The organism is Mannheimia sp. USDA-ARS-USMARC-1261 (genome assembly GCF_000521605.1).
Classification (GTDB): Bacteria; Pseudomonadota; Gammaproteobacteria; order Enterobacterales; family Pasteurellaceae; genus Mannheimia; species Mannheimia indoligenes.
The window spans coordinates 1,875,907-1,898,522 of the sequence record NZ_CP006942.1 but is presented as its reverse complement, the minus strand read 5'-3'; the positions used below and the strand labels follow the sequence as shown (position 1 = coordinate 1,898,522).

20 protein-coding genes are annotated in these 22,616 nt (G+C 40.3%); 15 read left to right on the top strand and 5 right to left on the bottom strand.

Annotation, left to right across the window (positions count from 1 at the left end; all coding sequences use genetic code 11):
- Window positions 1-115 precede the first annotated feature (115 nt).
- Window positions 116-1,753, top strand: coding sequence for a glutamine hydrolyzing CTP synthase (gene pyrG, locus X781_RS09145; protein ID WP_025236579.1), 1,638 nt, complete (start codon window positions 116-118; stop codon window positions 1,751-1,753).
- A 109-nt stretch (window positions 1,754-1,862) separates the two neighbouring features.
- Here the strand turns inward: pyrG and nfuA are convergent, their stop codons facing one another.
- The gene (nfuA, locus tag X781_RS09140; protein ID WP_025236578.1) at window positions 1,863-2,459 is read right to left on the bottom strand and encodes a Fe-S biogenesis protein NfuA; all 597 of its coding nucleotides are present in this window, start codon (window positions 2,457-2,459) and stop codon (window positions 1,863-1,865) included.
- A 448-nt stretch (window positions 2,460-2,907) separates the two neighbouring features.
- Here nfuA and X781_RS09135 point away from each other — a divergent pair, with 448 nt between their 5' ends.
- The 14 genes from X781_RS09135 to X781_RS09070 all read left to right on the top strand — a co-directional run bounded on the left by X781_RS09135 (window position 2,908) and on the right by X781_RS09070 (window position 17,436).
- A complete protein-coding gene (locus tag X781_RS09135) occupies window positions 2,908-4,266 on the top strand; it encodes a Na(+)-translocating NADH-quinone reductase subunit A (protein ID WP_025236577.1) in 1,359 nt (452 codons plus the stop codon).
- Between the two features lie 2 nt (window positions 4,267-4,268).
- Window positions 4,269-5,504, top strand: a complete 1,236-nt coding sequence (locus X781_RS09130) for an NADH:ubiquinone reductase (Na(+)-transporting) subunit B (protein ID WP_025236576.1) — start codon at window positions 4,269-4,271, stop codon at window positions 5,502-5,504.
- Window positions 5,497-6,270 carry a Na(+)-translocating NADH-quinone reductase subunit C gene (locus tag X781_RS09125; RefSeq protein ID WP_025236575.1) on the top strand — a complete coding sequence of 258 codons (774 nt, stop codon included), beginning with the start codon at window positions 5,497-5,499 and terminating at the stop codon, window positions 6,268-6,270. Before X781_RS09130 ends, X781_RS09125 begins: the two co-directional genes overlap by 8 nt.
- The gene (locus X781_RS09120) at window positions 6,270-6,896 is read left to right on the top strand and encodes an NADH:ubiquinone reductase (Na(+)-transporting) subunit D (RefSeq protein WP_025236574.1); all 627 of its coding nucleotides are present in this window, start codon (window positions 6,270-6,272) and stop codon (window positions 6,894-6,896) included. Before X781_RS09125 ends, X781_RS09120 begins: the two co-directional genes overlap by 1 nt.
- A gap of 1 nt (window position 6,897) precedes the next feature.
- Window positions 6,898-7,494: an NADH:ubiquinone reductase (Na(+)-transporting) subunit E gene (nqrE, locus tag X781_RS09115; protein ID WP_025236573.1), complete on the top strand. Its 597-nt coding sequence runs from the start codon at window positions 6,898-6,900 to the stop codon at window positions 7,492-7,494.
- 10 nt (window positions 7,495-7,504) lie between these two features.
- Complete coding sequence (gene nqrF, locus X781_RS09110; protein WP_025236572.1) at window positions 7,505-8,734, top strand: NADH:ubiquinone reductase (Na(+)-transporting) subunit F; 1,230 nt, start codon at window positions 7,505-7,507, stop codon at window positions 8,732-8,734.
- 185 nt (window positions 8,735-8,919) lie between these two features.
- The gene (locus X781_RS09105; protein WP_025236571.1) at window positions 8,920-9,960 is read left to right on the top strand and encodes an FAD:protein FMN transferase; all 1,041 of its coding nucleotides are present in this window, start codon (window positions 8,920-8,922) and stop codon (window positions 9,958-9,960) included.
- 12 nt (window positions 9,961-9,972) lie between these two features.
- Window positions 9,973-10,218: a (Na+)-NQR maturation NqrM gene (nqrM, locus tag X781_RS09100; protein WP_006250397.1), complete on the top strand. Its 246-nt coding sequence runs from the start codon at window positions 9,973-9,975 to the stop codon at window positions 10,216-10,218.
- Between the two features lie 275 nt (window positions 10,219-10,493).
- On the top strand, window positions 10,494-11,657 hold the full coding sequence (gene mnmA / locus X781_RS09095) for a tRNA 2-thiouridine(34) synthase MnmA (protein ID WP_025236570.1): 1,164 nt from the start codon (window positions 10,494-10,496) through the stop codon (window positions 11,655-11,657).
- A gap of 115 nt (window positions 11,658-11,772) precedes the next feature.
- Window positions 11,773-13,149: an argininosuccinate lyase gene (gene argH, locus X781_RS09090; protein ID WP_025236569.1), complete on the top strand. Its 1,377-nt coding sequence runs from the start codon at window positions 11,773-11,775 to the stop codon at window positions 13,147-13,149.
- Between the two features lie 184 nt (window positions 13,150-13,333).
- Window positions 13,334-14,320, top strand: coding sequence for a RodZ domain-containing protein (locus X781_RS09085; RefSeq protein WP_025236568.1), 987 nt, complete (start codon window positions 13,334-13,336; stop codon window positions 14,318-14,320).
- 95 nt (window positions 14,321-14,415) lie between these two features.
- On the top strand, window positions 14,416-15,525 hold the full coding sequence (gene ispG, locus X781_RS09080; RefSeq protein ID WP_025236567.1) for a flavodoxin-dependent (E)-4-hydroxy-3-methylbut-2-enyl-diphosphate synthase: 1,110 nt from the start codon (window positions 14,416-14,418) through the stop codon (window positions 15,523-15,525).
- A gap of 10 nt (window positions 15,526-15,535) precedes the next feature.
- Window positions 15,536-16,807 carry a histidine--tRNA ligase gene (gene hisS / locus X781_RS09075; protein ID WP_025236566.1) on the top strand — a complete coding sequence of 424 codons (1,272 nt, stop codon included), beginning with the start codon at window positions 15,536-15,538 and terminating at the stop codon, window positions 16,805-16,807.
- 8 nt (window positions 16,808-16,815) lie between these two features.
- Window positions 16,816-17,436, top strand: coding sequence for a YfgM family protein (locus X781_RS09070; RefSeq protein WP_025236565.1), 621 nt, complete (start codon window positions 16,816-16,818; stop codon window positions 17,434-17,436).
- Window positions 17,437-17,504: 68 nt separating this feature from the next.
- Here the strand turns inward: X781_RS09070 and dnaN are convergent, their stop codons facing one another.
- From dnaN to luxS, 4 genes are all read right to left on the bottom strand, one after another.
- A complete protein-coding gene (dnaN, locus tag X781_RS09065) occupies window positions 17,505-18,608 on the bottom strand; it encodes a DNA polymerase III subunit beta (RefSeq protein ID WP_025236564.1) in 1,104 nt (367 codons plus the stop codon).
- A gap of 24 nt (window positions 18,609-18,632) precedes the next feature.
- Window positions 18,633-19,982: a chromosomal replication initiator protein DnaA gene (dnaA, locus tag X781_RS09060; protein ID WP_025236563.1), complete on the bottom strand. Its 1,350-nt coding sequence runs from the start codon at window positions 19,980-19,982 to the stop codon at window positions 18,633-18,635.
- Between the two features lie 199 nt (window positions 19,983-20,181).
- Complete coding sequence (locus tag X781_RS09055) at window positions 20,182-22,029, bottom strand: ABC transporter ATP-binding protein (protein WP_025236562.1); 1,848 nt, start codon at window positions 22,027-22,029, stop codon at window positions 20,182-20,184.
- A 71-nt stretch (window positions 22,030-22,100) separates the two neighbouring features.
- The gene (luxS, locus tag X781_RS09050; protein ID WP_025236561.1) at window positions 22,101-22,610 is read right to left on the bottom strand and encodes an S-ribosylhomocysteine lyase; all 510 of its coding nucleotides are present in this window, start codon (window positions 22,608-22,610) and stop codon (window positions 22,101-22,103) included.
- Window positions 22,611-22,616: the final 6 nt, after the last annotated feature.

The following is a 22,616-nucleotide window of genomic DNA, read 5'->3' as shown; positions in this document are numbered from 1 at the left end:
TAGCAAAAAAAATTGATTTGATGTAAACTACTATCCCGTCCTAATAGTTTCTTTTTATGAAAAGAAAACTTGTATTCTTAATTTCCAATCAAACTAATCAGCAAAGGCAATAACAATGACAACGAATTATATTTTCGTAACGGGCGGTGTTGTATCTTCTTTAGGTAAAGGTATTGCGGCAGCCTCTCTTGCGTCTATTCTTGAAGCTCGTGGGTTAAATGTAACCATTATGAAGCTCGACCCTTACATCAACGTTGATCCGGGTACAATGAGTCCAACTCAGCACGGCGAAGTGTTTGTAACGGAAGACGGTGCGGAAACCGATTTAGACTTAGGTCATTATGAGCGTTTTATTCGTTCAAAAATGAGCAAGGCGAACAACTTTACGAGCGGTAAAATCTATTCAGAAGTGTTGCGTAAAGAGCGTCGTGGCGACTATTTAGGTGCAACCATTCAAGTTATTCCACACATCACAAATGAAATTAAAGCACGCGTGCTTGAAGGTGGTAAAGGGCGTGATGTAGCCATTGTTGAAGTTGGCGGTACGGTAGGCGACATTGAATCACTACCATTCCTAGAAGCATTACGCCAATTAGCAGTGGATATTGGGCGTGAGAAAACCTTATTTATGCACTTAACGCTTGTGCCTTATATTCCAACCGCCGGCGAGGTGAAAACGAAGCCAACCCAACACTCGGTGAAAGAGTTGCTTTCAATCGGTATTCAGCCGGATGTGTTAATTTGCCGTTCAGATCGAGCGATTCCTGAAAATGAGAAGAAAAAAATCGCATTATTCTGTAACGTGCCGGAACGTGCGGTAATTTCACTAAAAGACGTAGATTCCATTTACCGTATTCCTGAATTATTGAAATCACAGGGATTAGATTCATTTGTATGTGAGCGTTTCCGTTTAGATTGTCAAGAAGCCGATCTTTCAGAGTGGGAGCAAGTGTTATATCGCCAAGCAAACCCAACAGGCGAAGTTACCATCGGTATGGTAGGTAAATATGTTGAGTTGCCGGATGCCTATAAATCAGTCAATGAAGCATTAAAACACGCAGGTTTAACTCATCGTTTAACTGTCAATATTAAATACATCGACTCGCAAGATATTGAAACCAAAGGCACAGAGTTACTTGCCGGCTTAGACGGTATTTTAGTGCCGGGTGGCTTTGGCTATCGTGGGGTGGAAGGCAAAATCCGCACCGCACAATATGCTCGTGAGAACAAGATTCCATACTTAGGTATCTGTTTAGGTATGCAGATTGCCTTAATTGAATATGCACGTAATGTGGCTGGTTTAACTGAAGCAAATTCTTCAGAATTTGATAAAGATTGCTCACAACCTGTTATCGGCTTAATTACGGAGTGGCAAGATGCCGATGGCAATGTAGAAACACGAACAGATAAGTCAGATTTAGGTGGCACAATGCGTTTAGGTTCGCAACAATGCCACTTAATTGAGGGTTCTAAAGCCCGTGAATTGTACGGAGCAGAAACGATTGAAGAGCGTCATCGCCACCGTTATGAAGTAAATAATAATTTATTACCTCAAATCGAAGCGGCAGGCTTAAAAGTAACGGGCTTATCAGCGGATCGTAAATTAGTGGAAATTATTGAAGTGCCAAATCATCCTTGGTTTGTGGCTGCACAATTCCACCCTGAATTTACTTCAACTCCGCGTGATGGACACCCATTATTTGCCGGTTTTGTAAAAGCAGCTAAAGATTATCAAGACAGCCGTATGGCTTAATTGAATTTTACAAGCGGTCGTCTTTTGTAAAAAATTTGCAAAAAATAACCGCTTGTGAATGACGAGATTTAAAAAGGATAAATCAAATTGATTTATCCTTTTTATCATTCTAGTAGTAAGAGTGTTCGCCGTGTTGATGCTCGGTAATATCTTTTACACCAACCAATTCATCAGGGAATTGCATTAAGAGTTGCTTTTCAATCCCTTCTTTTAAAGTTACATCAACCATTGAGCAACCATTACAGCCACCACCAAATTGTAGAATAGCGTATTTATCTTCGGTTACTTCAATTAAGGTTACTTTACCACCGTGGCTGGCGAGTTGGGGATTTACCTGAGTTTGAATAACATAATCTAAACGCTCAATGAAAGGGGCATCATCAGCTACTTTACGCATTTTAGCGTTAGGAGCTTTGAGGGTTAGCTGTGAACCCATTGGATCAGTTACATAATCAATTTCCGCTTCATCAAGGAACGGTAAACTCACATCATCAATAAAGGCGGAAAATTGGTCAAAAGTAAATTCAGTATCGGTTTCTTCTACCGCATTTGGTGGGCAGTAAGATACTCCACATTCTGCACCGGGCGTACCGGGATTTACCACAAAAATGCGGATATTTGTGCCTTCTTCTTGTTGCTCTAAGAGTCTTGTAAAGTGGGCTTGTGCCGCATCTGAAATTGAAATATGAATAGTTTGTTCTTCCATTTTATCTTGTCCTGTAATTAAAATATTTTACAAAATCTATCAACTATTTTACGCCTGAATTTGATAATTGCCTAGCTAAAAAAATTTTTGCAAATTATTAACAAAAATTAACCGCTTGTGCTGAAAGATGCTTAACTATTTTGGGTTATCTTTTGGTAATGTGCTGTGGAAATCTTGATTTATTTCAAATTTTAGCAGGGGAAAAGAGAAAAATTGAGGGGTTTTTCTAGCCATAAGGGGCGGTTTTTAGGTAAAATAGCAGGATTATTTTTTATTAACCTTTTGTTACAAAAATTAGACAAAGGCAAAAACAGATTTGAGAACTTAATGTGGCGTTTAAAAATAAGTGGGGGAATTCGTTTATTTTTAAATTAGCTGCGGCTCAATAGAAGCGATTGCGTGATACGCAATCATATTTTTAACCCAAAAGAAAAGTAGTGCAAACAATATGATTACAATCAAAAAAGGCTTAGATCTCCCAATTGCGGGACAACCTGAGCAAGTAATCCATAACGGGAATACCGTTACTGAAGTTGCTATGCTTGGTGAAGAATATGTGGGTATGCGTCCTTCAATGAAGGTGCGTGAAGGTGATGTAGTGAAGAAAGGTCAAGTTCTTTTTGAAGATAAAAAGAATCCGGGCGTGTTATTTACTGCTCCTGCAAGCGGAACCGTTACGGCAATCAACCGTGGCGAAAAACGCGTTCTTCAATCGGTAGTAATTAAAGTTGAGGGTGATGAGCAAATTACCTTTGCTCGTTATGAAGCTGCTCAATTAGCTTCATTAACTTCAGAGCAAGTCAAACAAAACTTAGTAGAATCAGGCTTATGGACAGCATTCCGTACTCGTCCGTTTAGCAAAGTGCCTGCATTAGATGCAAATCCTTCATCTATTTTTGTCAATGCAATGGATACCAATCCACTTGCGGCAAATCCTGAAGTGATTATCGCAGAACATCAGCAAGCTTTCTTTGACGGTTTAACAGTGTTAAGTCGTTTATTTGAAGGTAAAAAGACAATTCACCTTTGTGGTGCAGCTGATTCTAATATTTTAAATGCGGCACAAAGCCGTCAAATCCAAAATGTGGAAACCAACCGTTTCAAAGGTCCGCACCCGGCTGGTCTTGCCGGTACGCATATTCACTTTATTGATCCAGTTGGTGCAACTAAACAGGTTTGGTATTTAAACTATCAAGATGTGATTGCCATCGGTAAATTATTCACTACCGGTGAGTTATTTACCGATCGTGTGGTTGCTTTAGCCGGTCCGCAAGTGAAAAATCCACGTTTAGTCCGTACCCGTTTAGGTGCTAATCTTTCTCAGCTTACTGCGAATGAATTAAACGCAGGAGAAAACCGTGTGATTTCAGGTTCTGTATTAAGCGGTGCAACGGCTACAGGCGTTCACGATTACTTAGGTCGCTATGCGTTACAAGTTTCTGTGTTGTTAGAAGGTCGTGAGAAAGCTTTCTTTGGTATGATCGCACCTTATGCAGATAAATACTCCATCACTCGTACAACCTTAGGTCATTTTGCGAAGAAATTATTTAATTTCACTACCGCAGTGCACGGTAGTGAGCGTGCAATGGTGCCAACAGGTGCTTATGAGCGTGTAATGCCGTTGGATATTATTCCAACTTTATTACTCCGTGATTTGGCTGCAGGCGATACTGACTCTGCACAAGCATTAGGCTGTTTAGAGTTAGACGAAGAAGATTTAGCGTTATGTACTTTTGTGTGCTCAGGGAAAAACAACTGGGGACCATTATTACGCCAAGCGTTAGATAAGATCGAGAAGGATGGTTAAAAATGGGTTTGAAAAATCTTTTTGAAAAAATGGAACCCGCTTTCCATAAAGGTGGAAAGTATGAAAAATGGTACACGCTTTTTGAAGCGGCATACACCATTTTCTATACGCCGGGTACAGTAACTCGCAAAGATGCCCACGTGCGTGATGCGATTGACTCTAAGCGTATGATGTTAATTGTATGGTTGGCGTTATTCCCTGCGATGTTCTACGGTATGTATAATGTGGGTGCACAAGGCATTTTAGCTGCACTTAAAATGGGTACATTATCTGATTTAATTGCTAACAACTGGCACTATAGCTTGGCTGATAGTTTAGGCTCAGTTCAAGATGCCGGTTGGGGAACCAAAATGTTATTGGGTGCAACTTATTTCCTACCAATCTACTTGACCGTATTTGCAGTCGGTGGTTTCTGGGAAGTTGTGTTTGCAATGGTGCGTAAGCACGAAATTAACGAAGGTTTCTTTGTAACATCTATCTTGCTTGCACTTATCGTTCCTCCAACATTACCGCTTTGGCAAGCTGCACTTGCAACGACTTTCGGTGTTGTTGTAGCAAAAGAAGTGTTTGGTGGTGTAGGTAAAAACTTTATGAACCCTGCATTGGCTGGTCGTGCATTCCTATTCTTCGCATACCCGGGTCAAATTTCCGGTGATGCTGTATGGGTTGCAGCAGATGGCTTCTCAGGTGCAACAGCACTTTCTCAATGGGCAGTAGGTGGACAAGGTGCATTAAAACACGTTGCAACAGGCGAAACGATCACTTGGATGGATGCATTTTTAGGTAATATCCCGGGTTCAATCGGCGAAACTTCTACCCTAATGTTGATCATCGGTGCGGCAATTATTGTCTTTGCTCGCATTGCATCGTGGAGAATCATCGCAGGTGTAATGGTTGGTATGGCTGCAACGGCAACATTATTTAATGTTATCGGCTCAGATACAAACCCATTATTCTCAATGCCTTGGCACTGGCACTTAGTTTTAGGTGGTTTTGCATTAGGTATGTTCTTTATGGCAACCGATCCTGTTTCTGCTGCATTTACCAACAAAGGTAAATGGGCTTACGGTATCTTGATTGGCTTTATGTGCGTTTTAATCCGTGTAGTGAATCCGGCATACCCAGAGGGTATGATGTTAGCGATCTTATTTGCTAACTTATTTGCTCCGATCTTCGACTACTTAGTGGTTCAAGGCAATATCAAACGCAGATTAGCGAGGGTAGCAAACAATGGCTAAATTTAATAAAGATAGCGTTGGTGGCACACTAACCGTTGTAGTTCTATTAAGTTTGATCTGTTCTCTTATCGTAGCAGGTGCTGCGGTGTTGTTAAAACCAACGCAAGATATTCAGAAACAGCTTGATAAACAGAAAAATATCTTACAAGCGGCCGGTTTAATGCAAGAAAAAACTAACGTGCAAGAAACCTATGCCAAATTCATTGAGCCGAAAATCGTTGATTTAGCAACCGGCGACTATGTTGAAGGTATTCAAAACTTTGATGCTCGTGCAGCAGCGAAAGATCCGGAAAACAGTGTTGCAATTAATCCGGCTGATGATAAAGCAAACATCAAAGTGCGTGCAAAATATGCTGAAGTTTACTTAGTAAAAGATGAAGCAGGTAAAACAACGCAAGTTGTATTACCAATGCATGGTAATGGTTTGTGGTCAATTATGTACGGTTTTGTAGCGGTTCAACCAGATGCAAACACAGTAAATGGTATTACTTACTATGAACAAGGTGAAACTGCGGGTCTTGGTGGCGAAATTGCTAACCCAAACTGGCAAAAGAACTTTGTAGGCAAAAAATTATTCAATGAGAATAATGAAGTTGCTTTAAGAGTAGGTAAAGGGGCATCAGCAGATAAAGATCACGGTGTGGATGGTTTATCTGGTGCGACATTAACCTCAAACGGTGTTGATGGCTCATTCAAATACTGGTTTGGTCAAAACGGCTTTGGTCCATATTTAGCAAAATTTAAAGCAGCAATGGGAGCTAACTAATGGCAGACAATAACAATCTTAAAAAATTATTGTTATCGCCTATCGCAGATAACAACCCAATTGCATTACAGATCTTAGGTATCTGTTCTGCACTTGCGGTAACTACTCAATTACAAACGGCAGTAGTAATGGCGATTGCGGTAAGTTTAGTAACCGCATTCTCAAGTATGTTCATTTCAATGATCCGTAACTATATCCCAAATAGTATTCGTATCATTGTACAAATGGCAATTATTGCATCACTTGTAATCTTAGTAGACCAAATTTTACGTGCCTATGCTTACGATCTTTCAAAACAATTATCGGTATTCGTTGGTTTGATTATTACTAACTGTATCGTAATGGGACGTGCAGAAGCATTCGCAATGAAATCAGGTCCGGTTGAAAGTTTTGTGGATGGTATTGGTAATGGCTTAGGCTACGGTGCAATGTTAATTATCGTTGCTTTCTTACGTGAACTTATCGGTTCAGGTAAAATTTTCGGTATCACTATTCTTGAAACTGTGCAAAATGGCGGTTGGTATCAAGCAAATGGTTTATTCTTATTAGCACCAAGTGCGTTCTTTATCATCGGATTTGTAATCTGGGGTATTAGAACGTGGAAACCGGAACAAGTGGAGAAATAAGATGGAACATTATCTTAGCATTTTAGTGAAGTCCATTTTCATTGAGAATATGGCACTTTCTTTCTTCCTTGGTATGTGTACATTCCTTGCGGTGTCTAAGAAAGTTTCAACCGCATTTGGCTTAGGTATTGCGGTAATCGTGGTGTTAGGTATTGCTGTACCGGCTAACCAATTAGTTTATACCCACGTATTAAAAGACGGTGCATTAGTTGAGGGGGTAGATTTAAGCTTCTTAAACTTCATCACATTCATCGGTGTAATTGCGGCACTTGTTCAAATTCTTGAAATGATTTTAGACAAGTTCTTCCCTGCGTTGTACAGTGCATTAGGTATCTTCTTACCACTTATCACGGTAAACTGTGCGATCTTCGGTGGTGTATCATTTATGGTACAACGCGAATATAACTTCGTAGAATCTGTGGTATATGGTGTTGGTGCCGGTACAGGCTGGATGTTAGCTATCGTAGCTCTTGCAGGTTTAACCGAAAAAATGAAATATTCTGATGTACCGGCAGGCTTACGTGGTTTAGGTATCACCTTTATTACGGTTGGCTTAATGGCGTTAGGCTTTATGTCATTCTCAGGCATTCAATTATAAGGAGCATATCGTGGATAGTAATTTTATTTTCGGTATTATCGCATTTACTGCTCTTGTTCTAGTGCTTGCGGTGATTATCCTATTCGCTAAATCTAAATTAGTGGATTCTGGCGACATTACCATTTCAATCAATAACGACCCGGAAAAAGGCATCACCTTACCGGCTGGCGGAAAATTACTCGGTGCTTTAGCGAGCAAAGGGATCTTCGTTTCCTCAGCTTGTGGTGGCGGTGGCTCTTGTGGTCAATGTAAAGTGCAAGTGAAATCAGGCGGTGGCGAAATTCTACCAACTGAGTTATCACACATTTCGAAGAAAGAGGCGAAAGAAGGCTGGCGTTTAGCGTGCCAAGTAAACGTAAAATCTTCAATGGATGTTGAATTACCTGAAGAAATCTTCGGCGTGAAAAAATGGCAATGTACCGTTATTTCTAACGACAACAAAGCGACTTTCATCAAAGAGCTTAAATTGGCAATTCCTGAAGGCGAAGAAGTTCCATTCCGTGCCGGTGGTTATATCCAAATTGAAGCAGAGCCACACACAGTTAATTATAAAGACTTCGATATTCCAAAAGAGTACCACGAAGACTGGGATAAATTTAACTTATGGCGTTATGTGTCAAAAGTGGACGAGCATATTATCCGTGCTTACTCAATGGCTTCATACCCAGAAGAAAAAGGCATTATTATGCTGAACGTGCGTATCGCAACGCCTCCACCACGTAATCCAGACGTACCGCCGGGTCAAATGTCATCTTACATTTGGTCATTAAAAGAGGGTGATAAAGTAACGATTTCAGGTCCATTCGGTGAATTCTTCGCAAAAGATACCGACAATGAAATGGTATTTATCGGTGGTGGTGCAGGTATGGCACCAATGCGTTCACACATTTTCGACCAATTAAAACGTCTGAAATCAAAACGCAAAATGACCTTCTGGTACGGTGCACGTTCAGAGCGTGAAATGTTCTATACCGAAGATTTCGATATGCTTCAAGCAGAAAACGAAAACTTCAAATGGTATGTGGCACTTTCTGACCCATTACCGGGCGACCGTGAAGACTACTACCGTGGCTTTATTCACAATGTGCTTTATGAAAATTACCTCAAAAATCACGAAGCACCTGAAGACTGTGAATACTATATGTGTGGTCCACCGGTGATGAATGCTGCCGTAATCGGTATGTTGAAGAGCTTAGGTGTTGAAGACGAAAACATCTTATTAGATGACTTCGGTGGTTAATCCTTAACTTCCACATAATGACAAGCGGTGCGTTTTGCAGAATTTTTTGCAAAATGCACCGCTTGATTTAGTTCATATCATCAAGTTTCTCTTTAAGGAATTTAATGATATGAATTGTAGGGAAATGAAATGATATTCACCCTAGATATAAAAATGGGCAAAAGTTATGCCCTAACGGAGTTCTTGTGAAATTAAAAAAAGTGCTGTATTTTGCTATTTTTTCGCTATTTTTAACCGCCTGTGAAAAAGCTCCCGAGCAAATTACCCTACAAGGTAAAACGATGGGAACGACTTACACTGTCAAGTATATTGATAATGGTGAGGTTAAAAGCTTAGCTAATCCCGAAAAAATAAAGAGTGAGTTAGACGGATTATTGGTAGAAGTGAACAACCAAATGTCTACTTACCAGCAGGATTCTGAAATTAGCCGCTTCAATCAGTTAAAAGAAGCTAATCAAGCGGTCGAAATTTCGCAAGATTTTGCAAAAGTAGTGGCGGAAGCAGTACGCTTAAACAAAATGACAGAAGGGGCATTAGATGTTACTGTTGGACCTTTGGTTAATTTATGGGGTTTTGGACCCGATAAACGCTTAAATAAAGTCCCTTCTGATGAACAGATTAAAGAGCGTTCTAGTTATGTGGGAATTAATAAAATTAGCCTAAAAACAGACAGTAAGCCAATGCTTACCAAGAGCGAGCCTAATCTTTATTTAGATTTATCCTCTATTGCGAAAGGTTTTGGAGTAGATAAATTGGCGGAACATCTTGAAAAAATAGGTTTGAGCAACTACTTAGTTGAAATTGGTGGTGAGTTGCGTGGCAAAGGCAAAAATTTACAAGGTTTAGATTGGCGAATTGCGATTGAACAGCCTATAATGGAGCAAGCACAATCTGTACAAATTACCGTGCCTTTACATAATTTAGGAATGGCAACATCGGGCAATTACCGTAATTATTTTGAAGATGAAAATGGCAACCGCCTTTCACATATTATTGACCCACAAAAATTAAGCCCGGTGAGCCACAACTTAGCTTCAATTACCGTCCTTGCCCCAACAACGATGACGGCAGACGGGTTATCAACAGGTTTATTTGTTTTGGGAGCAGAAAAAGCGTTAGCCCTTGCAGAGCGTGAAAAATTAGCGATATTTTTAATTGTTAAAAGCGGCGACAAGTTTGAAACACAAATGTCGAGCGAATTTAAAAAACTAACTCAATCACAATAGTTGGAGTGGAAAATGGAAACTGTATTATTAACTTTCGGATTTTTTGTTGCCGTGATTTTTGCAATGTCGATTGGCTTTATTGTAAAAGGCAAAACTATTAAAGGCAGTTGTGGTGGTATTACCGCTTTAGGTATGAAAAAAATGTGCGATTGTGAAGAACCGTGCGATAACTTAAAGTCAAAAATTGCAGACGGCACGGCAGATCCTGAAGAAGTGGCACGCTTTAATAAAGAGCCTCAATTTTACGAAGTAAAATAGCAAAACTCTTCAATTCCTCCGTAGGGGCAAATTGCAATTTGCCCCTACAGATTTTAGGAATTAATAGCGATTTTATGGGCATATGTTATGTGCCTATATGTAATTTCAAGCGGTTAAATTTAGCTAAATTTTTGCAATTCCTGCGTAGGGGAAAATTGTAATTTCCCCCTGTGAAATTCGGGAATTAACCGTTATTTTGTAGGGGCGAATTATTATTCGCCCTAGATTTTTTAACCAACCAAGTGCTTCGCCTTAACCGAAGTTACGGGAGATTTATGACAACTCAATTAACCTCAAAAACCTACGACACCCATTTTTCTAAATTAAGCCCAGGGCAACTTGCCGAAAACAGCAAGAAAAAAGTGATTATCGGAATGTCAGGTGGAGTGGACTCCTCCGTTTCCGCTTTTATCCTTCAACAACAAGGCTATCAAGTAGAAGGCTTGTTTATGAAAAACTGGGAAGAAGATGATGACACCGATTACTGCACTGCTGCTGCTGATTTGGCAGACGCTCAAGCGGTTGCCGATAAGCTCGGAATGAAACTGCATAAAATTAATTTTGCGGCAGAATATTGGGATAATGTGTTTGAATATTTCCTTGCAGAGTATAAAGCAGGACGTACGCCAAACCCCGATATTTTGTGTAATAAAGAGATCAAATTCAAAGCCTTTTTGGAATATGCGGCAGAAGATCTTGGGGCGAACTATATTGCCACAGGGCATTATGTTCGCCGTAGTGGAGATGATCAAAACGCAAAATTATTGCGTGGTTTAGATGAAAATAAAGATCAGAGCTATTTTTTATATGCCATCAATAAAAAGCAAGTTGGTCAAAGCTTGTTCCCGGTGGGCGAAATTGAAAAGCCGATTGTGCGAGCGATTGCGGAAGATTTAGGATTGGCAACGGCGAAGAAAAAGGATTCTACGGGGATCTGCTTTATCGGTGAACGTAAATTTAAAGATTTCTTGGCTCGTTTCTTACCTGCTCAGCCGGGTGAAATTCGCACTGTTGATGGTAAAGTAGTTGGTCGCCACGATGGTTTGATGTATCACACACTTGGTCAGCGTAAAGGCTTAGGTATTGGCGGTGTGAAAGGTTTGAGTGAAGATCCATTTTATGTGGTAGAAAAAGATCTAATTAATAATGTTCTGGTGGTTGCTCAAGGGCACGATAATTCAGCACTACTTTCAACAGGTTTAATTGCAAAGCAGCTCACTTGGGTAGATATGCAGCCACTACGTGAAAATTTACGTTGTACAGTGAAAACTCGCTATCGTCAGGCTGATATTCCGTGTGAAATTCAAGTGATTGATGATGAAACTATTCGAGTGATATTTGATGAGCCACAAATCGCGGTAACGCCTGGGCAATCTGCCGTGTTTTATTTAGGCGAAGTTTGCTTAGGTGGTGGAATTATTGAAGAACAACTAAAATAGTTGTAAATAAATATTGAAATATTTTGCATATTTATGCAAAATAGAGGGAAATTAAGGCGGTAAAACGCCTTTTTCATTTTGGCTAAATACAAAAAGAATATACAAGGAATACACTATGGCTCTTTGGGGTGGACGTTTCACACAACAAGCAGATGCAAAATTTAAATATTTTAATGACTCACTACGTTTTGACTACCGCTTGGCAATCCAAGATATCGAAGGTTCTATCGGCTGGGCGAAAGCGATTACTTCGGTGGGTATCTTAACTGAAAGTGAATTAGAGCAATTAATCGCAGCACTTAACGAAGTTCGAGCAGAAGTAGAATCAAACCTTGCCATTATTTTAAAAGATGATGCGGAAGATATTCATAGCTGGGTAGAATCTAAACTAATCGAAAAAGTAGGCGATTTAGGCAAAAAACTTCATACAGGGCGTAGCCGTAACGACCAAGTAGCAGTGGATATTAAAATGTGGTGCAAAGTGCAAGCAGTCGCCTTACAAGAGCGAATCCGTGCTTTACAAGAACGTTTGGTATCTGTCGCGGATGAAAACCAAGGCTCAGTAATGCCGGGTTACACTCATTTACAACGTGCTCAACCTGTTACTTTTGCTCATTGGTGTATGGCATATTATGAAATGCTCGAGCGTGATTTCAGCCGTTTAAGTGATGCCAATAAACGTATGAGCACTTGTCCGCTTGGTTCGGGAGCTTTGGCAGGAACGGCTTATGGCATTGATCGTGATCTACTTGCCCGTGATTTAGGCTTTGAAGAAGCCACGCGTAATAGTTTAGATAGCGTGTCGGACCGCGATCATATTTTGGAACTACTTTCAACGGCTTCAATTAGTATGGTGCATTTATCTCGCTTTGCGGAAGATCTAATTATTTTCAACAGCGGTGAATCGGGTTTCCTTGAAATGTCTGATCGCGTAACCTCTGGTTCATCGTTAATGCCACAGAAGAAAAACCCGGATGCTTGCGAGCTCATTCGTGGTAAATCAGGACGTGTATTTGGGGCATTAACAGGGCTTTTGACCACGTTAAAAGGTTTACCGCTGGCTTATAACAAAGATATGCAAGAAGATAAAGAGGGTATTTTTGATGCGTTAGAAACGTGGCAGGCTTGCTTAGAAATTGCAGAATTGGTGTTGGTAGATATTCAAGTAAATACTGAACGTACGTGTGAAGCGGCTCAGCAAGGTTATGCGAATGCGACAGAATTAGCCGATTATTTAGTTGCGAAAGGCGTACCATTCCGTGAAGCACATCATATTGTGGGCGAAGCGGTCGTGTATGCAATCAGCAAAAAAGAGCCGCTTGAGGCACTAAGCATTAGCGAGTTCCAGCAATTCCATCACACAATTAATGATGATGTTTACCCGATTTTGTCATTAGAATCTTGCTTAGAAAAACGTTGTGCCAAAGGTGGGGTAAATCCACAACGTGTGGCAGAAGCGATTGCAGCTGCAAAAGCTTCGTTAGCTTCTTAATTATTTTTAGATACAAGCGGTCGTATTTTTAACAAAATTTGCAAAAAATTTTGTAAATATGACCGCTTACACATTTAATTTTCAAATTTTTGCTCGTTAAGATTGCAAAATGGGCATTACCTCTTTAAACTCTCGAATAATTTTTTGAATTTTTATTTCCACTATTTTATTTCAAGAGTGTTGTATGACCGAATCAGTGAATCCTATTCAGGAACAGCCTAATTCAGCTCTCACATTAGGGCAACAATTAAGAGCTGCTCGTGAGGCATTAAATCTTTCAATTGCAGATGTTGCTCAAAAAACAAATCTAAAAAAATCACATATTGAGTCAATTGAAAATGATATTTTTATTTTAAAAAATGTTGCTCCAACCTTTGTACGTGGTTATGTGCGTAATTATGTGAAATTTTTACGTTTGCCGGAATCGTTGGTTTCTTCTGTTAATTATGGCGAAGTAATCATTCCAAAAGAGATTACAAAAGTTTCGCCTGTAAAACCGTCGTCTAATTCACAGGGCAAAGCGTTGAAATATTTAACAATATTCGTGCTTTTAGCGGCATTAGGTATGACGCTTTTATGGTGGTGGCAAGGTTATCAGAAAGAGCAGGAAAACCGTGAACAGCTTGTTAATTCTGCCCCTGTTGCTGAAACAACAAATGTTGCATCTGTTGAGTCTGGAAATCAAGTTTCTGTGCCTGTTCAACAGCCAATTCAAGTGCAAGGGCCCCAAGCTCAACCACAGCCTGAAACGGCTACAGTTGTAGAGCCTACATCATCTCAAACAGTAGAGCCAAACCAGCAGGAAAGTACAACAACGCAGACTGTTGAGCCGCCAAAACCTGAAACGGAAACCACTGTTGAGCCAGCGAATGTTCTCCAGCAGACAACAACAGAACCTGAAGCCACGACAGAGCAACCGGCAACGGCAGGCAACGATGAGTTACGTATTGAAATTACAGGCTCACAAAGTTGGATTACGGTCAGAAATGCTAAAAATAAACGCCTAGCTGAAAAGCTCTATAATAATGGTGAAGTATTAACCTTTAATGAGAATGAGCAATATCGTTTAACCATCGGTGCACCGGCAAATGTAAAAATTTACTATAAAGGACAGGAAGTACCGTTAAAAATTGATGGTCGCGTCGCTCGTATTCGTTTGCCATTGCAATAATCTTTTAAGAATAAAAACGCACGTAAAATAGTTGCTTAGCACTTTTATTTTACGAGCGTTTTCTGCTTTATAACTTTTAACGACTATTTAAAAATATGATACATCAATCTCCAATTAAACGTCGGGTATCGAAAAAAATCTATGTTGGTAATGTGCCTGTCGGGGGCGATGCTCCAATTTCGGTACAATCGATGACAAATACCCGCACTACCGATGTGGAAGCAACTGTCGCTCAAATTAAGTCTTTAGAGCGTGTGGGGGCGGATATTGTACGTGTTTCTGTGCCAACAATGGATGCGGCAGAAGCCTTTAAAGTAATCAAACAGCAAGTCAATGTGCCATTAGTGGCAGATATTCATTTTGACTACCGTATTGCGTTAAAAGTAGCGGAATATGGTGTAGATTGTTTACGTATTAATCCGGGTAACATCGGTAATGAAGAGCGTATTCGGGCGGTAGTGGATTGTGCGAGAGATAAAAATATTCCAATTCGTATCGGCGTAAATGCAGGCTCACTTGAACGAGATCTACAAGAAAAATATGGTGAACCCACGCCGCAAGCGTTATTAGAATCGGCATTACGCCACGTTGATCATCTCGATCGTCTCAACTTCGATCAATTCAAAGTAAGTGTGAAAGCCTCAGATGTGTTCCTAGCGGTCGAATCTTATCGACTTCTTGCAAAACAAATTGAGCAACCTCTTCATTTAGGGATCACAGAAGCGGGCGGAGCAAGAGCTGGCTCGGTTAAATCTGCGGTAGGTTTAGGCTTACTTTTGGCAGAAGGGATTGGCGATACGCTACGCATTTCACTGGCGGCTGATCCAGTTGAGGAGATAAAAGTCGGCTTTGATATTTTAAAATCACTGCGTATTCGCTCACGCGGTATTAATTTTATTGCTTGCCCAACTTGCTCACGCCAAGAAATTGATGTGATTGCAACGGTAAATGAGCTAGAACAGCGTTTAGAAGATATTATTACCCCGATGGATGTTTCCATTATTGGTTGTGTGGTAAATGGACCGGGTGAGGCATTAATTTCCGATTTGGGTGTAACCGGCAGTAATAAAATGAGCGGCTTCTATTTAGATGGTGTTCGTCAAAAAGAGCGTTTTGATAATGCAAAATTAATCGACCAATTAGAAGCTAAAATCCGTGCTAGAGTAGCACAGCAAAATAACCGTATAGATATTGTAAATAAATAGGAATAAGATAGTGGCAAAAACAATTCAAGCAATTCGTGGAATGAACGATTGCTCTCCAACAGAATCTCCATTATGGCAATGGGTTGAAGAAAAAGTACGTGATGTACTGGCAAGTTATGGCTATTCAGAAGTACGTATGCCGATTGTGGAAAGTACGCCTTTATTTGCTCGTGCGATTGGCGAAGTTACCGATGTGGTTTCAAAAGAAATGTACACCTTTTGGGATAATGATGAGCAATTAACGCTCCGTCCTGAAGGTACCGCAGGTTGCGTGCGTGCTGCGATTGAACGTGGTTGGATCTACAATAATGAACAGCGTTTATGGTATATGGGACCAATGTTTCGCCACGAACGTCCACAAAAAGGGCGTTACCGCCAATTCCACCAAGCAGGTGTGGAAGTATTTGGGATCCCTAATCCGGAAATTGACGCAGAATTAATTATTTTAACTGCTCGCTTGTGGAAAGAATTAGGCATTGATCAGCACGTTTCTTTGCAACTAAACTCAATCGGTTCGTTAGAAGCTCGTGCAAATTACCGCTCTGCATTGGTAAATTTTTTACAAAATCACACCGCTTTAATGAGTGAAGAAGAGAAAGAGCGTTTGGTAAAAAATCCGCTGCGTATTTTAGACACTAAAAACGAAGCCTTACAACAAGTGCTAAACGATGCACCGAAACTTCTTGATTATTTAGATGATGACAGCCGTGAGCATTTTTCACAACTCTGTTCATTACTTGATGCAATGGGTATTACTTATGAAATCAACCCAAAATTGGTACGTGGTTTAGATTATTACAATAAAACTGTATTTGAATGGGTAACTTCAGCATTAGGCTCGCAAGGCACAGTCTGTGGCGGTGGTCGTTATGATGGCTTAGTTGAACAACTTGGCGGACACGCAACTCAAGGCGTAGGCTTTGCGATGGGCTTAGAGCGTTTAGTATTATTAGTTCAAGAGGTAAATAAAGAGATTGATTTACCGAAAGCGGTGGATGTTTATTTGGTATTCTCTGGTGAAGGGGCAACCGTTAATGCGTTCCAACTTGCCGAGCAAATTCGTAGCGAGTTACCGCAACTGCGTGTAATGACGCACTGCTCAGGCGGTAAATTCCAAAAACAATTCAAACGAGCTGATAAAGTGGAAGCCAAGATCGCATTGGTTATCGGCGAAAGTGAAGTGGCGGAAAAGCAAGTTGTGATTAAAGACTTACGTTCAGGTGCGGAGCAAATCACTATTGCTCAATCAGAGATGATTGCTGAGCTTAATAAACGATTTTAGGAGAGAAAATGAGCAACGAATATTTAAATAAAACCGAAGAACAGCAGTTTGAAGATGCCAAAAACTGGTTCAAAGAGAATGGCACACCGATTTTAGTCGCGATTATTTTAGCTTGTGCTGCAACTGCAGGCTGGAACTTCTGGAAAAATCATCAACTTGAAACGGCACAAAGAACCTCTGCTTCATACCAAAGCGTGATGGAAAGCTATTTGCAAAATCCAAGCAAAAATCAACCGCTTGTTGAGAAGTTTATTGCAGATAATAAAGATTCAAGCTATGCGATATTTGCACAGTTAGAATCAGCAAAACAAGCGGTCGAAAAAGGTGATTTTTCTGTAGCAAGAGCTGCATTACAATCGGCTTTAACACACTCGGATTCCACGTTACAAACAGTGGTGCATTTCCGTTTAGCACAGGTGGATTACCAATTAAAATCTTACGATGAAGCCCTTGCAAGCCTCGCTCAAATTCAAGATAAAGCGTGGGAATTGCGTAAGCAAATCCTAACAGGCGATATTCTTACTGCAAAAGGCGATATTCCAGCTGCAAAATCTGCTTACGAGCAAGCGAAAGCGAATGCGACCCCTCAAGAACAAACTTTGATTGATGTGCGTTTGAATAATTTATAACTAAAAAGCCTGATGTAAATCAGGCTTTATTTTTCGCTAATGCCCTGTTTTAACAGGGCTTTTTCGTATTACAAACGCATCGGCATAATCACATATTCCGCGGAAGTGTTATCGCAATCTTCAATTAAGCAACTTGAGCTTGAATCCACGAGACTGAAGCGTACTCGTTGGCATTTTAGCGTATTGAGTACATCTAGCACATAGCTGACATTGAAGCCTACTTCCATTTCCGGACTGTCGTAGGCAACATCAATTATTTCTTCTGCTTCTTCTTGCTCTGGGTTATTGGCGGTAATTTTAAGTAGATTGTTGCTTAGCGTTAAACGCACGCCTCTGAATTTCTCGTTTGAAAGAATAGCCGCACGCATTAATGCACGTTTTAACGTTTCGGTATCCGCTTCTAAAATGCGATCTGCGTTGCGAGGAAGAACTCGGCGGTAGTCAGGGAATCTGCCGTCAATTAATTTTGATGTAAAGACAATGCCGTTCATTGTAATACGGATATTGCTTGAGCCAATCTCTAAACGCACTTCTTCATTGCTGGCAGATACAAGACGTGAAAGCTCAAGCACTGCTTTACGTGGTACGATAACCGAATGGGTTAAAAGCTCTTGATTTAGCACCATTGTGCAAACGGCTAAACGGTGCCCGTCTGTGGCAACGGTACGTAATAAATTGCCTTCTGTTTCAAACTTCATTCCATTTAAGAAATAGCGTGCATCTTGGTTTGCCATTGAAAATTGCGTTGCATCAATAAGACGGGCAAGAGTCGCCTGCTCAATAGAAAAGTCCACTTCAGGCTTCCAATCCATTAAATTTGGATAGTCGCTGGCAGGTAAAGTTGCTAAGCTGAATTTGCTGCGACCTGCTTTGATAATGGCTTTATCTTCTTCGAACGTTACTGAAATAACGCTATCATCAGGCAGACTTTTGCTAATGTCTAAGAATTTTTTTGCTGGAATAGTAAATTTTCCTGCAAAATCGACCGCTTGTAGCAGCTGAGCTTGAGTTGTTAATTCAACTTCTAAATCCGTGCCGGTTAAAGATAAACGATCGCCTTCAATTTCTAATAAAATATTGTTAATCACAGGCAATGTCGGGCGGCTGCTCAACACGCCACATACCTGTTGCAAAGGCTTGAGTAATTGGTCTCTGGTAATCGTAATTTGCATAATCATTCCTTTATTCTTAACAGCTTAAGATGATAATTTACGCGTTAAATTTATATAATCTTCTTGAATACCGCTTTCGGTATCACGCAATTCATTAATGGTTTTGCAAGCGTGTAGCACGGTGGTATGATCTCGCCCGCCAAATTCTCTGCCAATTTCAGGCAAGCTATGGTTAGTGAGTTCTTTTGCTAACGCCATTGCTATTTGACGAGGGCGAGCAACACTTCTCGCTCGGCTTTTTGATTTAATATCAGCCACTTTAATGCCGTAATATTCCGCCACAATGCGTTGAATATTTTCAATTGTAATTAAGTAATCGAAAGAGGCAAATAAGTCTTGTAAGGTTTCACGTACTGCATCAACGGTAATGGGGCGAAGCGTGAGTTTTTGCCACGCAATTACGCGGTTTAATGCTCCTTCTAATTCACGCACATTGGTGCGAAGTTTTTGCCCCATTAAATAAGCGGCATCTTCTTGTAAATCTGCACCACGTTCTAAGGCTTTTTGGCGGAGAATTGCTACACGGGTTTCCAGCTCCGGCGGCTCAATAGTGGCACTAATACCACCACTTAAGCGTGATTTAATTGCGGTATCAATTTTATCAATATTCTTCGGCAGAACATCAGAAGTTAGAATAATCTGCTTTTTCTGCTCAAATAGGGCATTTAATAGATGTAAAAACTCTTCTTGTACTTTTGGCTTGTTGGCAAGAAATTGAATATCGTCAATCATCAACACATCAAGCGAGCGATAGAATTTCTTGATTTTTTCCGCATCATTATTTGAGCTGTTAATGGCTTTAATAATATCACGGTAAAAACGCTCAAGATGAATATAAAGCACACGAACCGTTGGATTGCGTTTGACCAATTCATTACCGATAGCGTGCAATAAGTGGGTTTTACCTAAACCAGTGCCGGCATAGAAAGAAAGTGGATTACAGTGGCTTTCGCCAAGATTATCAACCACCTGTTGAGCAACTAATTTCGCCAGTTGGTTTGAACGACCTTGTACGAAATTATCAAAAGTTTGGTGTGGATTTAACCCTGTTTTAAAGCCTGTATTGCTAAATTCGGAAAGTTCGTTTTTTGAGCTAATTTGTGGTTTTGCTTGTTCCGCAGGCTTAATACCTACTTTTAGGTTTACAACCAAATTATCATTTTTAGATAAAAAACGAGCTAATTCCGTAATTTCCGATAAAAATTTATCTTTAACCCAATTTTCAACGAATTGATTTTGTGCATAAAGAGTGAGTTCCCCATTATCAGACCCGGCTTGCAGAGGGCGTAGCCAAGTACTGTAATCAGTTGGCGATACTTTCGTTTGTAAGTGATTAAGGCAATCAGACCAAAGGGAAGACACAATTTGCTCCAAAATTATTGTTAATAAAGGTAGTAATGATACCTGAAAAAAGGGGAGAAATCTTGAAAATTTTTGTCAAAATTTTGATAGGTTCGGTATGAATTTCAAGGACATTTTAATTGGTGAACAAGCGGTCATTTTTTGCTGAAAATTTGCAAATTTTTCACTAAAAATGACCGCTTGATCTTAAAAGATAAGGTGAGATCTACGTTTAGATATCGGTATGTTCCGGTAAGAATCCCCCACTTTGATGAGCCCAAAGTCTTGCGTAAACGCCATTTTGAGCGAGTAATTCTTCGTGTGTGCCTTGTTCAACAATTTCGCCTTTATCTAGCACAATTAATCTATCCATTGCCATAATGGTAGAGAGGCGGTGAGCAATCGCCACTACCGTTTTGCCTTCCATCAGTTTGGTGAGGTTTTCTTGAATTGCCACTTCCACTTCAGAATCTAAGGCACTGGTTGCTTCATCTAATAACAGAATTGGGGCATCTTTTAACATCACACGGGCAATTGCAATACGTTGGCGTTGTCCGCCTGAAAGTTTTACACCACGTTCGCCAACGTGTGCATCAAAACCTGTTCTACCTTTGGCATCTTGCAAGTTTGGAATAAATTCACTTGCAGCGGCTTGCTCAACGGCTTTTATCATCTCCTCCTCTGTGGCAGTTGGGCGACCATACATTAGGTTTTCACGCACAGAACGGTGGAGTAGTGAGGTATCTTGCGTTACTAAGCCAATTTGTGAGCGGAGGCTTTCTTGTGTAATGTCTCGAATATTCTGACCATCAATCGTAATTGAGCCGTCTTGAATATCGTAAAAACGTAATAGTAAGTTGGTAAGCGTTGATTTACCTGCACCACTACGACCTACTAAGCCCACTTTTTCACCCGGTTTGATGGTTAAATCAAAATCTTTCAGTAATGGTTTTTTGACATCGTAGGCAAAATCTACGTTCTCAAATTTAATTTCGCCTTTGGTTACATTTAACGGTTGAGCATTCTCTTTATCTACCACATTGTGCGGTTTGGAAAGAGTAATCATACCGTCTTGTACGGTACCTAAATTTTCAAATAGACGGGCAAACTCCCACATAATCCATTGCGATAATCCTTTGATTCTTAATGCTAACGCGGTTGAGGTGGCAATAGCCCCAGCAGTTACTATGCTTGACCCCCAAAGCCATAAACCGATACCTGCTGTGGAGATAATTAATGCCATAGAAGTTAGGTTGGTTACGGTTTCTATCACGGTAACTAAACGCATCTGTTTATGTACTGTAACCATAAATTCTTCCATTGATTCTTTCGCATAAGCAGATTCACGATTACCGTGAGAGAATAACTTGACAGTTGCAATGTTTGAGTAAGCATCTGTAATTCGACCGGTCATAAGGCTTCGAGCATCAGATTGTTCTTGGGCTGCTTGAGCCAGTTTAGGCACGAAATAGATAATAGTGGCAGCAAGTGAAATTACCCATAAGATAAAGGGGACAAATAACCAGCTATCCAGTTGCAATAAAATCACACTTGAGGTGGTAAAATACACTAATACATAAACCAACATATCCGCACAAGTCATAATCACATCACGCACGGAGAGGGCAGTTTGCATTACTTTTGCGGATACTCGCCCTGCAAATTCATCTTGGTAAAAGCCTAGACTTTGCCCTAGCATTAAGCGGTGGAAGTTCCAACGCAAACGCATTGGGAAAACGCCTTGTAAAGATTGGAAGCGTATGCTGCTGGCGAGATAAACGAATACAACGGCGAGTATCGCAATAAAAAACATTCCTATAATTGTCCAACCTTTTTCAGCCCAGAGTTCAGCAGGTGTGTATTTGTTGATCCAATCGACTAAATCGCCCATAAATTGAAACAGAATGGCTTCAATAACGCCGACTGCTGCTACAAAGATTGTCAGAATTAGAATATAAATTCGCATTCCTTTTGTAGCATCAAAAATAAAAGGAATTAAACCTGATTTTGGCGTTTTCGGCATTTCATTTGGGTAGGTTTCCACCCTTGCCTCAAACCATCTAAAGAGTTTTTCAAACATAAACTAATGATTTCCGAGTATAAAAAAGTAGGGACAAATAGCAATTTGCCCCAGTAAGATTTTAATAAAGATTACGGATTTAACAATTTGTCATCTAATGCTAAATCTTCATTACGGTTAATACCAATTCCTACAGTTAAAACATCACGAGCAATTTTGTGAGCTTCTTCTAATGAATGCTCTTTATAAGAGCCACATTGGTATTCATTCAGTTCCGGAATTGCGGAAACATCTGGAATTTTGTTTAACGCATCTTCCATAGAAGCCGTCCAAGCATCTGCAACTTCTTGTGCAGAAGGTGAGCCGATTAGCGACATATAAAAGCCAGTGCGGCAACCCATTGGTGAAATATCAATAATTTCCACGTTTTCGCTATTTAAGTGATCACGCATAAAGCCAGCAAACAGATGCTCCATTGTGTGAATACCACGCACAGGAAGAATATCAATATTCGGGCGGCAAAAACGTAAATCAAACACGGTAATAGTATCGCCTTTTGGTGTTGTCATTGTTTTAGCAACACGCACCGCAGGGGCATTCATTTTAGTATGATCAACTTTAAAACTATCTAATAAAGGCATTTTTTC

Bases quoted from the DNA above. Each gene is read 5' to 3' on its own strand.
- mnmA (WP_025236570.1), top strand. From the start codon at position 10,494: ATGACAACTCAATTAACCTCAAAAACCTACGACACCCATTTTTCTAAA.
- X781_RS09125 (WP_025236575.1), top strand. From the start codon at position 5,497: ATGGCTAAATTTAATAAAGATAGCGTTGGTGGCACACTAACCGTTGTA.
- nqrM (WP_006250397.1), top strand. From the start codon at position 9,973: ATGGAAACTGTATTATTAACTTTCGGATTTTTTGTTGCCGTGATTTTT.
- X781_RS09070 (WP_025236565.1), top strand. From the start codon at position 16,816: ATGAGCAACGAATATTTAAATAAAACCGAAGAACAGCAGTTTGAAGAT.
- X781_RS09130 (WP_025236576.1), top strand. From the start codon at position 4,269: ATGGGTTTGAAAAATCTTTTTGAAAAAATGGAACCCGCTTTCCATAAA.
- X781_RS09055 (WP_025236562.1), bottom strand. From the start codon at position 22,029: ATGTTTGAAAAACTCTTTAGATGGTTTGAGGCAAGGGTGGAAACCTAC.
- nqrE (WP_025236573.1), top strand. From the start codon at position 6,898: ATGGAACATTATCTTAGCATTTTAGTGAAGTCCATTTTCATTGAGAAT.
- X781_RS09120 (WP_025236574.1), top strand. From the start codon at position 6,270: ATGGCAGACAATAACAATCTTAAAAAATTATTGTTATCGCCTATCGCA.
- luxS (WP_025236561.1), bottom strand. From the start codon at position 22,610: ATGCCTTTATTAGATAGTTTTAAAGTTGATCATACTAAAATGAATGCC.
- X781_RS09085 (WP_025236568.1), top strand. From the start codon at position 13,334: ATGACCGAATCAGTGAATCCTATTCAGGAACAGCCTAATTCAGCTCTC.
- nfuA (WP_025236578.1), bottom strand. From the start codon at position 2,459: ATGGAAGAACAAACTATTCATATTTCAATTTCAGATGCGGCACAAGCC.
- X781_RS09135 (WP_025236577.1), top strand. From the start codon at position 2,908: ATGATTACAATCAAAAAAGGCTTAGATCTCCCAATTGCGGGACAACCT.
- argH (WP_025236569.1), top strand. From the start codon at position 11,773: ATGGCTCTTTGGGGTGGACGTTTCACACAACAAGCAGATGCAAAATTT.
- ispG (WP_025236567.1), top strand. From the start codon at position 14,416: ATGATACATCAATCTCCAATTAAACGTCGGGTATCGAAAAAAATCTAT.
- pyrG (WP_025236579.1), top strand. From the start codon at position 116: ATGACAACGAATTATATTTTCGTAACGGGCGGTGTTGTATCTTCTTTA.
- dnaN (WP_025236564.1), bottom strand. From the start codon at position 18,608: ATGCAAATTACGATTACCAGAGACCAATTACTCAAGCCTTTGCAACAG.